An 11,680-nucleotide genomic window follows, 5' to 3' on the forward strand; every position below is an offset into this window, starting at 1 on the left:
CGTCCCGCCGGCGCGGCGCGGTGCTATGCTTCGCGTCGTTTTCCATCGCCCTCTTTCAGCCGTGCTCTCGTTCCTGCTGAAGCTGCGTACTCGCGCCCAAAAGCTGTTCCGCCTGTCGGACGCCCACACGATGCTGATCTGGTCGGCCATCGTCGGCGTCGGCGGCGCCTTCGCCACGATGGCGTTCCGCGAAGGCATCGACCTGATGCAGCGCCTGATCTCGGGGCACAGCGGCAGCTTCGTGCTGATGGCCAAGAGCCTGCCGTGGTACGTCCGGTTCTGGATGCCGGCGGCGGGCGGCTTCCTCGCCGGCTGCGTGCTGCTGCTCGCGACGCACGGCGACAGGCAAGCCGCCAAGACTGACTACATGGAATCCGTCGCGCTCGGCAACGGCGTCGTGCCGGTACGGCAGAGCCTGTGGCGCAGCGTGTCGTCGCTGCTGACGATCGGCACCGGCGGCTCGATCGGCCGCGAGGGCCCGATGGTGCAGCTCGCGGCGCTCGCCGCGTCGCTCGTCGGCCGCTTCGCGCACTTCGACCCGCCGCGCCTGCGCCTGCTGGTCGCCTGCGGGGCCGCCGCCGGCATCACGTCCGCCTACAACGCGCCGATCGCGGGCGCGTTTTTCGTGTCGGAAATCGTGCTCGGCACGATCGCGATGGAGAGCTTCGGACCGATGGTGGTCGCGTCGGTCGTCGCGAACATCGTGATGCGCGAATTCGCCGGTTACCGGCCGCCGTACGAGATGCCGGTGTTTCCGGCCGTCACGGGCCCCGAGGTCCTGCCGTTCGTCGTGCTCGGCGCGCTGTGCGGCGTGCTCGCGCCGCAGTTCCTGCACCTGCTCGACGCGTCGAAGCACCAGTTCAAGCGGCTGCCCGTGCCGCTGCCCGTGCGGCTCGCGCTCGGCGGCCTCGTCGTCGGCGTGATCTCGGTGTGGATTCCGGACGTCTGGGGCAACGGCTACAGCGTCGTGAACCACATCCTCCATGCGCCGTGGACATGGCAGGCGCTCGTCGCGGTGCTCGTGTTCAAGGTGATCGCGACGGCCGCGACGGCCGGCTCGGGCGCGATCGGCGGCGTGTTCACGCCGACGCTGTTCGTCGGCGCGGTATTCGGCTCGCTGTTCGGGCTCGCGATGGACGCGCTGTGGCCCGGCCATACGTCGGCCTATTTCGCGTATGCGATCGTCGGGATGGGGGCGTTCATGGCGGGCGCCACGCAGGCGCCGCTGATGGCGATCCTGATGATCTTCGAGATGACGCTGAGCTACCAGGTCGTGCTGCCGCTGCTGGTGTCGTGCGTGTTCGCGTACTTCGTCGCGCGCGCGACGGGCACGACGTCGATGTACGAGATCACGCAGCACCACTACCAGGATGCACAGGAGCGGCAGCGGCTGCGCACCACGCAGATGCGCGAGCTGATCCAGCCCGCGCAGACGGTCGTGCCGCTCACCGCGAGCGTCGCCGACATGACGCGCGTGTTTCTCGAATACCCGGTGAAGTACCTGTACGTGACCGACGAGGCGGGACGCTTTCGCGGCGCGGTCGCGCTGAAGGACATCACGTCGGACCTGCTCGACAAGCGCGACACGGCCGACAAGACGGCCGCGCACTACGCGCACACGCCGTTTCCGCTGCTCACGCCCGACATGCCGCTCGCGACCGCGCTCGAACGCTTCATGGCGTTCCAGGGCGAACGGCTGCCGGTCATCGAAAGCGAAGCCGAACCGACGCTCGCGGGGGTCGTCTACAAGACCTCGCTGCTCGACGCCTACCGCCGGATGACCGGCGAGCGCTGACGCGCGCAGCCGGCCCAACCGCGTCGGTCAGTCCGGCGTGCGCCCCAGCACGACCCGCGCGAAGAACCCCGCCAGCACCGATTCGGCCACGTCGGCCGACACGTGCTGCGGATCGGCCGTGTAGTACGACTGCACGCCGTCGCACAGGCACATCAACCCGAACGCGAGCGTGTCCGCCGGCAGCAGCAGCGGCGTGCCGGACCGTTCGGCGAAGCGCTCGATGAACTCGGCCATCTGCACGCGCTTGCCGTGCAGGAACTGGTTGAAGCGCACGCGGAACTTCGCGTCGCGCGCGGCCTGCAGCTTCGCCTCGCCCCACAGCAGCGAATACTCGTCGTCGCGAAACAGCGTGCGGTAATACGCGAGCGACATCGATTCCATCTGCTCGCGCGATCCGCCGCCTTCGAAAATCGCCTCGAAATCGGCCCGTACCTCCGCGTGGTTGCGCTCCAGCAATTCCAGCAGCAGGTCGGACTTGCTGCGGAAGTTCGAATAGAACGCGCCGCGCGTATAGCCGGCCGCCGCCGCGACGTCCTCGACGCTCGCGGCCACATAACCTTTCTTCAGAAAAATGCGATGCGCGGCTTTCAGCAGACGTTCGCGCGTCTGGTCCCTGCTCTGCTCGCGAGTTAAGCGCTGTGGTTTCATGGCGCGCAGTCTAGCACCATTCCCCTTTCAGATTCATCTTTGCATTCAGATACAGGTGTGTATTAGAATTCGCCACAGTTTTCGAAAGTACTGTCCGCGCGCCCGTGCCGGCGCCGTTTGGGGCAAGCGCCCGCGCGCTTGCCGGCTTCGTTCCGCTCTACCTCACCTGGGGGTTTCGTGAATCGCTCCGGTTCCCGCGCCACGCTGCTGATCGGCGCCGCGCTTGTCCTTGCCGCCTGTCATCCGAAAGAATCCGCACCGCCGGCCCCGCGCCCCGTCGTCGCGCTGCCCGCGCGGGCCGACACCGCGGCGGCGGCCCGCTCGCTGCCCGGCGACATCCAGCCGCGCTACGCGACCCCGCTGTCGTTCCGCATCGCCGGCAAGATCATCGAGCGCAAGGTGCGCCTCGGCGACACGGTCAAGGTCGGCCAGGTCGTCGCGCTGCTCGATCCGTCCGATGTCGAGAAAAACGCCGCGAGCGCACAGGCGCAACTCGACGCCGCGACGCACAGCCTCGCGTTCGCGAAGCAGCAGCTCGACCGCGATCGCGCGCAGGCGCAGGAACACCTGATCGCGACCGCGCAGCTCGAACAGACCCAGAACAGCTACACGTCGGCGCTCGCGCAGCGCGACCAGGCGCAGCAGCAGCTCGCGCTCGCGAAGAACCAGCTTCGGTATGCGACGCTCGTCGCCGATCATGCGGGCTACATCACCGCCGAACAGGCCGATACCGGCCAGAACGTGTCGGCCGGCCAGCCCGTCTACCAGCTCGCGTGGTCGGGCGACGTCGACGTCGTCAGCGACGTGCCCGAGGCCGCGCTCGCGTCGCTCGCGCCCGGCCATGCGGCGACCGTCACGCTGCCGTCGCTGCCGGGGCGCCAGTTCGCCGCGAAGGTGCGCGAAATCGCGCCGGCCGCCGATCCGCAAAGCCGCACCTATCGCGTAAGGCTCACGCTCGCCGCACCCGACCCGGCGATCCGGCTCGGCATGACCGCGAACGTCGCACTCGACGGCGCGCCGGCCGCCGGCGACGCGCAGCCGGTCACGCTGCCCGCGACCGCGCTGTTCCACGACGGCGCGCAGCCGGCCGTCTGGGTCGTGCGCGCGAAGGACGACACGCTCGAATTGCGCCGCGTCGACGTCGCGCGCTTCAACGAGCGCACGGTGACGGTATCGCACGGGCTGCAGCCGGGCGAGCGCGTCGTGCTGCAGGGCGTGCATACGGTCAGCGCGGGCGAGAAGGTGCGCCCGGTCGCCCCGCTGCATCCGGAGGACTTCGCATCGTGAGCACCCCGCACGAAGAAGGCCGCTTCAACCTGTCGGCGTGGGCACTGCGCCACCAGGCGCTCGTCGTCTACCTGATCGCGCTCGCGACGCTCGCGGGCATCCTCGCCTACACGCGCCTCGCGCAATCCGAAGACCCGCCGTTCACGTTCCGCGTGATGGTGATCCGCACGTTCTGGCCCGGCGCGAGTGCGCGGCAGGTGCAGGAACAGGTGACCGACCGGATCGGCCGCAAGCTGCAGGAGACGCCGGCCATCGACTTCCTGCGCAGCTATTCGCGCCCCGGCGAATCGCTGATCTTCTTCACGATGAAGGATTCGGCGCCCGTAAAGGACGTGCCCGAGACCTGGTACCAGATCCGCAAGAAAGTGGGCGACATCGGCTATACGCTGCCGCCCGGCGTGCAGGGCCCGTTCTTCAACGACGAGTTCGGCGACGTCTACACCAACATCTGGACGCTCGAGGGCGACGGCTTCACGCCCGCGCAACTGCACGACTATGCGGATCAGCTGCGCACCGTGCTGCTGCGCGTGCCGGGCGTCGGCAAGGTCGACTATTTCGGCGATCCCGACCAGCGGATCTTCATCGAGGTGAACAACGCGCAGCTCACGCGCCTCGGCATCTCGCCGCAGCAGCTCGGGCAGGCCATCAACGCGCAGAACGACATCTCGTCGACCGGCGTGCTGACCACCGCCGACGATCGCGTGTTCGTGCGGCCGAGCGGCCAGTTCGACAACGTCGACGCGATCGCCGATACGGTGATCCGCATCAACGGCCGCACGTTCCGGCTCGGCGATCTCGCGACGGTGAAGCGCGGCTACGACGACCCGGCCGTCACGCAGATGCGCGCGAACGGCAAGGCCGTGCTCGGCATCGGCGTGACGATGCAGCCGGGCGGCGACGTGATCCGGCTCGGCAAGGCGCTCGACGCGGAATCGAAGGACCTGCAGGCGCAACTGCCGGCCGGCCTGAAGCTGACCGAAGTGTCGAGCATGCCGCACGCGGTGTCGCATTCGGTCGACGACTTCCTCGAAGCCGTCGCCGAAGCCGTCGCGATCGTGCTGGTCGTGAGTCTCGTGTCGCTCGGCCTGCGCACCGGGATGGTCGTCGTGATCTCGATTCCGGTCGTGCTCGCGGTCACCGCCCTCTTCATGTACCTGTTCGACATCGGGCTGCACAAGGTGTCGCTCGGCACGCTCGTGCTCGCGCTTGGGCTGCTCGTCGACGACGCGATCATCGCGGTCGAAATGATGGCCGTGAAGCTCGAACAGGGCTACAGCCGCGCACGCGCCGCCGCGTTCGCGTACACGAGCACCGCGTTCCCGATGCTGACGGGCACGCTCGTGACCGTGTCGGGCTTCCTGCCGATCGCGCTCGCGAAATCGAGCACCGGCGAATACACGCGCTCGATCTTCGAGGTGTCCGCGATCGCGCTGATCGCGTCGTGGTTCGCCGCCGTCGTGCTGATCCCGCTGCTCGGTTACCACCTGCTGCCCGAGCGCAAGCGCCAGGCGCACGAGGCGCACCTGCCCGACGATCACGAACACGACATCTACGACACGCGCTTCTACCGCCGGCTGCGCGGCTGGATCGCGTGGTGCATCGAACGGCGCTTCGTCGTGCTGCTGATCACCGGCGCGCTGTTCGTCGTGTCGCTGATGGGCTTCTCGCTGGTGCCGCAGCAGTTCTTCCCGAGCTCCGACCGGCCCGAGCTGCTGGTCGACCTGCGGTTGCCCGAAGGCGCGTCGTTCGCGGCGACGCTGCGCGAAACCGAACGCCTCGAGAAGGCGATCGACAAGCGCCCCGAGATCGACCATTCGGTGAACTTCGTCGGCAGCGGCGCGCCGCGTTTCTACCTGCCGCTCGACCAGCAGCTGCAACTGCCGAACTTCGCGCAGTTCGTGATCACCGCGAAATCGGTCGAGGATCGCGAAAAACTCGCGACCTGGCTCGAAACCACGCTGCGCGACCGCTTCCCGGCCGTGCGCTGGCGCCTGTCGCGGCTCGAGAACGGCCCGCCGGTCGGCTATCCGGTGCAGTTCCGCGTGAGCGGCGACAGCATCGCGACGGTGCGCTCGATCGCCGAGAAGGTCGCGGCGACGATGCGCGGCGACGCGCGCACGGTCAACGTGCAGTTCGACTGGGACGAGCCGGCCGAGCGCTCGGTGCGCTTCGAGATCGACCAGAAGAAGGCGCGCGAGCTGAACGTCACGTCGCAGGACGTGTCGAGCTTCCTCGCGATGACGCTGTCCGGCACGACCGTCACGCAGTATCGCGAGCGCGACAAGCTGATCGCGGTCGACCTGCGCGCGCCGAAGGCCGATCGCGTCGATCCGGCGAAGCTCGCGGGCCTCGCGCTGCCGACACCGAACGGCCCCGTGCCGCTCGGCTCGCTCGGCCGCTTCACGCCGACGCTCGAATACGGCGTCGTGTGGGAACGCGACCGCCAGCCGACCCTCACCGTGCAGTCGGACGTGCGCGCCGGTGCCCAGGGCATCGACGTCACGCATGCGGTCGACGCGAAGCTGAACGCGCTGCGCGCGCAGTTGCCGGTCGGCTATCAGATCAACATCGGCGGCTCGGTCGAGGAAAGCGCGAAGGCGCAGGCGTCGATCAACGCGCAGATGCCGCTGATGGCGATCGCGGTGTTCACGCTGCTGATGATCCAGCTGCAGAGCTTCTCGCGCGTGCTGATGGTGGTGCTGACCGCGCCGCTCGGGCTGATCGGCGTGGTCGCGACGCTGCTGCTGTTCGGCCAGCCGTTCGGCTTCGTCGCGATGCTCGGCGTGATCGCGATGTTCGGGATCATCATGCGCAACTCGGTGATCCTCGTCGACCAGATCGAGCAGGACATCGCGGTGGGCCACGGCCGCATCGACGCGATCATCGGCGCGACCGTGCGGCGGTTCCGCCCGATCACGCTGACGGCCGCGGCCGCCGTGCTCGCGCTGATCCCGCTGCTGCGCTCGAACTTCTTCGGGCCGATGGCGACCGCGCTGATGGGCGGCATCACGAGCGCGACCGTGCTGACGCTGTTCTACCTGCCCGCGCTGTACGCGACGTGGTTCCGCGTGAAGCGCGACGAACGCGACCCGCAGGACGGCCCGCCGCCAGGCGGCAGCGCATCGGCCGCGCCGTCGGGAGCCTGACCATGGATGAATCGATGAACCTGAAAACGAAAGCCGTGCGGGCGCTCGCGGTGGCGAGCCTCGCCGGCCCGCTCGCGGGCTGCGCGTGGTTCGCGCCGAGCGGCGAGCCGCCCGCGATGCCGTCGCCCGCGCACTACGGCACCGTGCCGCAAGTACAGCAGACCGTATCCGCGCAAGGCGTCGCACAACAGTTCGAAGTCGGCGCCCAGCCGGTGCCCGACTGGTGGAAGCAGTACCGCTCCGACGCGCTGAACGCGCTCGTCGACGAAGGGCTGCGCAACAGCCCGACGCTCGGCGCGGCGTCGCATTCGCTGGACGCCGCGCGCGAACAGCTGCGCGGGCAGATCGGCAGCTCGATGCTGCCGTCGATCGACGCAGGCGCCCAGGCGACACGCCAGCGCGCGCTCGGCGTGCCGATTCCCGCGCTCGGCGCGCCGACGCTGCTGTACGACACGTTCGTCGGGCAACTGCAGGCCAGCTATACGATCGACCTGTTCGGCGTGTCGCGCTTCGCGAACCGCGCGCTCGCGAAACGCGTCGACGTCAGCGCGTTCCAGCTCGAATCCGCGCGGCGCGCGCTGGCCGCGAACATCGTCACCGCGTCGATCACCGTGTCGGTGCTCAACGCGCAGATCGGCACGACCGAGCGGCTCGTCGCGCTCGCGAACGACCAGGCGCACGACGCCGAACGCCGCTATGCGCTCGGCTCGGCGTCGCGCAGCGACGCGCTGAACGCGCGGCAAAGCGCCGACACGTTCGCGGCGAGCCTGCCCGCGCTGCGCCAGCAGCGCGACTCGGCGCGGCATGCGCTCGCGGTGCTGGTCGGCCGCACGCCCGACCGGCCGCCAGCCGATCTCGCGCTCGCCGATCTGCATCTGCCCGAGCAGGTGCCCGTCGTCGTGCCGTCGGACCTGCTGAAAAGCCGCCCGGACATCCAGGCGGCCGATGCGGGGCTGAAGGCAGCCGCGGCCGAAGTGGGCCTAGCGACCGCGCAGATGTTCCCGCAGCTGTCGCTGTCGGCCGCGATGGGACGAGGCGGCTTCAGCTGGCCGACGATGCTGTCGGGCGCCGGCGCGATCTGGAACGTCGGCGCGTCGCTGAGCCAGCCGATCTTCCACGGCGGCGCGCTGCTCGCGCAGCGCCGTGCGGCGAAGGCGACCTACGAGGCCGCGGTCGACCAGTACAAGCAGGCCGTGCTCGGCGCGTTCCAGAACGTCGCCGATTCACTGGCGGCGCTCGAACACGATGCGGAAGCGCTCGATGCGTCGTCGCGTGCCGCCCTTTCAGCGCGCGGCGCATACGACGACGCGGCGGCCCGCGTGCGGCTCGGCGCGCTGCCGCCGTCGGCCGCGCGCGCGAGCGAGCTGCAGTACCGCAACGCGCGGCTCGACGAGATCCGCGCGACCGGCGCGCGGTTCGCGGATACCGCGCGGCTGTACCAGGCGATGGGCACGCCGCCGGCCGGCAACGGCGACACATCCGCCAAGACCGGCAGCACGGCCGGCGATGCCGCAACCGGCCAGCAGGCCCACGCCGCCGCGCCCGACACCGCCCCTTCGACGCCATGACCGGCCCCTTCGGCCGGCCGCGTGCGGCGACCCCGCACGCGTCCGGCCGCCGAATGCCGATCTTCCGCTTGACCCTCACGTAGCGTAACGTTCGAGACTCCAGTGTGCGCACCGAACGGAGGAACGAATGCGGCTGAAAGTGGGAGAACTGGCGAAACGCAGCGGGCTGACCGTCCGCACGCTTCATCACTATCACGCAATCGGTTTGCTGACGCCTTCGGCGCGCGCCGACAACGGCTACCGGCTGTACGACCGCCACGACATCGCCCGGCTCCACCAGATCCAGGCGCTGCGTCGCTTCGGCCTGTCGCTCGCCGAAATCGGCGATCACCTGAACCAGCCCGGCACCCCGCTCGTCGAGCTCGTCGCGAAGCAGATCGCGCTGCTCGACCGTCAGCTGGCGCAGACCGCGCAGCTGCGCGAGCGGCTCGTGAACCTGCATGCGCAGCTCGCGGCGGGCACGGAGCCGGAACTGGCCGATTGGCTCACCACACTGGAGTTGATGACCGTGTACGACAAATATTTCTCCGAGGAAGAACTCGCGCGCATGCCGATGTACCGGAAGAGCCAGACGGGCGACGCGGAATGGATCGCGCTCGTCGACGAGGTCCGTGCGCTGTACGACGCGGGCGTGCCCGCCGAGGACGAGCGCGTGCGTGCGCTCGCCGCACGCTGGATGGCGCTGCTCGTGCGCGACACGAACAACGATCCGCGGTTGCTCGCGAAGCTCAACCGGATGCACGAGCACGAACCGGCGATGCAGTCGAAGATCGGCATTTCGACCGCGCTGCGCGACTACGTGCTGCGCGCATCGTCGGAAACGAAGATGCGGCTCTTCGAGAAGTACCTCGCGCCGGACGAGATCCGCTTCATGCGCGCGCACTACGCCGAACGTGCGATGGAATGGCCGCAACTGATGGCCGACGTGCGCGACGCGATCGACGCGGGCACGCGGCCCGATTCGCCGCAAGGCCGCGCGCTCGCGCAGCGCTGGCTCGAACTGTTCCGCAGCTACGCTGGGCACGATCCGGCCACGCACGCGAAATTCCGCGCGGCGCTGATGAACGAGCCAGCGCTGACGAAGGATTCGTGGACCGACGAGACGCTGCTCGGTTTCGTGCGCGAAGCGATGGCGCAACTGGCGCCCGTGCGCTGAGCGCATGACGAGGCGGGCGGCGGACGGGCCGCGGTGTGCCGCCCGCTCACCCTGCACGCATCGGCCGCCGGTCTAGTCGTTGCGTGCGCTGATCCCGCGCCAGCGCTTCGTCATGTAACGCAGAAGCACGGGCTGCGCCTTCAGGTCCGCGTTCGGCACGGGCGCCGCGCCGCCGTCGACGAACTTGCCGTTGACCGTCACGGTTTCCTCGCCGCGCAGCACGTATTTCGTGCCGGCGTCCACCAGGAAATACTTGACCTGATCGGCACTGACGTCGCCGCGGCAGCCGATCTTGTACGCGAACAGGAACGGCTTGCGGCCGTTGCCGAGCAGGTCACGCATTTCGATCGACTTCGGTACGACGTCGAGGATCACGTCGACCGGACAGGCCTTCACGTAGTCGCGCACCGTCCAGTCAGGACGGCCGTCGAGCGTCGCCGCCACCTTCAGCTCGACATCGTCGCCGGACTCGGTCCTGGCCAGCGTCACCGCGTGCGCGCCGGCCGCATCGGTCCACGTATAGTCGGCGGCCTGGGCCGGGTTGCACGAGACGGCGGCCGCAAGAAACAGGCAAGGCGAAAGGAAGCGTCGGTTCATCGGCGAAGAGGCGGAACGGGAATACGTCATTATCGGCAAACCCGCGTACCGTTGCCAGCCGCGCGCGACATGCGCGTTCAACGCTCGCGCGAACCTACGCCGAGCGCCTTCATCCGCCGGTACAGCGTCCGCTCGCTCATCCCGAGCCGCTCGGCAAGCGCCTTGCGCGTGCCGTCGAACGTACGCGCGATACGCACGAGTTCCGCGTCCGGCACGTCGCGCGCGTCCGCCGCGGGATCTTGCGCCGCCGCTGCCGCGACCAGTTCGGCCGGCAGATGCTCGACCCGGATCGTCCCGTCGTCCGCGAACAGGCACGCGCGTTCGAGCACGTTGCGCAACTCGCGGATGTTGCCGGGCCACGCATACGCGTCGAGGCACGCGCGTGCGTGTTCGGTCAGCCTGTACGGCCGCGCATTCGCGTCGCCCGCCTTGCCGCGCGCATTCGCGATCCGTCGCAGGATCGACTCGGCCAGCAGCGCGACGTCGCCCTGCCGTTCGCGCAACGCCGGCAGCGGAATCGGAAACGCGTTGATCCGGTAGTAGAGATCCTGCCGGAACCGGCCGTCGTCGATCATCTCGCGCAGCGGCTTGTGCGTGGCCGCGACGAGCCGGAAATCGGCGCGCAGCGCCTCGACGCCGCCGACGCGCCGGAACGTGCCCGACTCGATCAGCCGCAGCAGCTTCACCTGCATCGGCAGCGGCACGTCGCCGATCTCGTCGAGAAACAGCGTGCCGCCCTGCGCGGTTTCGACGAGGCCCGGCTTGCGCTGGTTCGCGCCCGTAAACGCGCCTTTCTCGTAACCAAACAGTTCGCTCTCGAACAGCGTCTCGGCGATCCCCGAGCAATCGACGACGACGAACGGCCCCATCGCGCGATCGCTCGCCTCGTGCAAGGCGCGGGCGAACAGTTCCTTGCCGGTGCCCGATTCGCCGAGCAGCAGCACCGGCAGCGTCGACGGCGCGACGCGCTGCAGCGCGCCGAGCGCCGCATTGAAGGCGTCGGAGCCGCCGACGAGCCCCTCCGCGCTCGGTTGCGCGGATGCGCTGCGCACCGTCGTCAGCCGCTCGACATAGGCGATCACGTTGCCGTCCGCATCGAAGATCGGCCGCAGCTCGACGTCGACATGCTCGGGGCCGCGCGGCGTGTGATGGATGTGCAGCACGCGGTTCAGCCCGCGCGACTCGAGCGCCTGCTTCATCGGGCAATGCTCGCCGGCCTGGTCGCACGGCACGTCGTAGTGATGCGAAACCTGGAAACAGTGCCGGCCCACGTGCTCGACGCCGGCTACACCGAACTGGCGCCGGTACGCCTCGTTCGCCGCGAGGATGCGGTAGTCGGGATCGACCACGATCATCGGCTGCGGGTCCTGCTCGAGATAAGCGACGAGCGCGCGCACGTCCGGCAGCGCGTCGCGACGCGGCGCGGGAACGATCGGAATGGTGTCGTGCGGATGCATGCGGAGGCTCGCTCGGTGAAGAGGCG

At 69.2% G+C, this 11,680-nt stretch carries 8 protein-coding genes; 5 read left to right on the plus strand and 3 right to left on the minus strand.

All coding sequences use genetic code 11. The annotated features are described in order from the left end of the window. Positions 1 to 61 precede the first annotated feature (61 nt). Positions 62 to 1,795: a ClcB-like voltage-gated chloride channel protein gene (locus tag VXM69_RS28600; protein ID WP_367190217.1), complete on the plus strand. Its 1,734-nt coding sequence runs from the start codon at positions 62 to 64 to the stop codon at positions 1,793 to 1,795. 27 nt (positions 1,796 to 1,822) lie between these two features. Here the strand turns inward: VXM69_RS28600 and VXM69_RS28605 are convergent, their stop codons facing one another. Further along, positions 1,823 to 2,443 (minus strand): TetR/AcrR family transcriptional regulator, encoded by a 621-nt coding sequence (locus VXM69_RS28605; protein ID WP_034186822.1) that lies wholly within the window; start codon positions 2,441 to 2,443, stop codon positions 1,823 to 1,825. Positions 2,444 to 2,620: 177 nt separating this feature from the next. Here VXM69_RS28605 and VXM69_RS28610 point away from each other — a divergent pair, with 177 nt between their 5' ends. The 4 genes from VXM69_RS28610 (at position 2,621) to VXM69_RS28625 (ending at position 9,600) form a co-directional block, all read left to right on the plus strand. Beyond that, positions 2,621 to 3,730, plus strand: coding sequence for an efflux RND transporter periplasmic adaptor subunit (locus VXM69_RS28610; RefSeq protein ID WP_034186821.1), 1,110 nt, complete (start codon positions 2,621 to 2,623; stop codon positions 3,728 to 3,730). Further along, positions 3,727 to 6,876 carry an efflux RND transporter permease subunit gene (locus VXM69_RS28615; RefSeq protein ID WP_034186820.1) on the plus strand — a complete coding sequence of 1,050 codons (3,150 nt, stop codon included), beginning with the start codon at positions 3,727 to 3,729 and terminating at the stop codon, positions 6,874 to 6,876. Before VXM69_RS28610 ends, VXM69_RS28615 begins: the two co-directional genes overlap by 4 nt. 2 nt (positions 6,877 to 6,878) lie before the next feature. Then, positions 6,879 to 8,444, plus strand: a complete 1,566-nt coding sequence (locus VXM69_RS28620) for an efflux transporter outer membrane subunit (RefSeq protein ID WP_059557633.1) — start codon at positions 6,879 to 6,881, stop codon at positions 8,442 to 8,444. 127 nt (positions 8,445 to 8,571) lie between these two features. Continuing rightward, entirely contained in the window at positions 8,572 to 9,600 is a 1,029-nt protein-coding gene (locus VXM69_RS28625) for a MerR family transcriptional regulator (RefSeq protein WP_124607904.1), read from the plus strand. A gap of 72 nt (positions 9,601 to 9,672) precedes the next feature. Here VXM69_RS28625 and VXM69_RS28630 read toward each other — a convergent pair whose 3' ends face one another. Further along, a complete protein-coding gene (locus tag VXM69_RS28630) occupies positions 9,673 to 10,197 on the minus strand; it encodes a M949_RS01915 family surface polysaccharide biosynthesis protein (RefSeq protein ID WP_367189612.1) in 525 nt (174 codons plus the stop codon). Between the two features lie 77 nt (positions 10,198 to 10,274). Beyond that, complete coding sequence (locus VXM69_RS28635) at positions 10,275 to 11,654, minus strand: sigma-54 interaction domain-containing protein (protein ID WP_367189613.1); 1,380 nt, start codon at positions 11,652 to 11,654, stop codon at positions 10,275 to 10,277. Positions 11,655 to 11,680: the final 26 nt, after the last annotated feature.

This window comes from Burkholderia sp. Ed8 (assembly GCF_040761425.1).
Lineage (GTDB): Bacteria > Pseudomonadota > Gammaproteobacteria > Burkholderiales > Burkholderiaceae > Burkholderia > Burkholderia seminalis.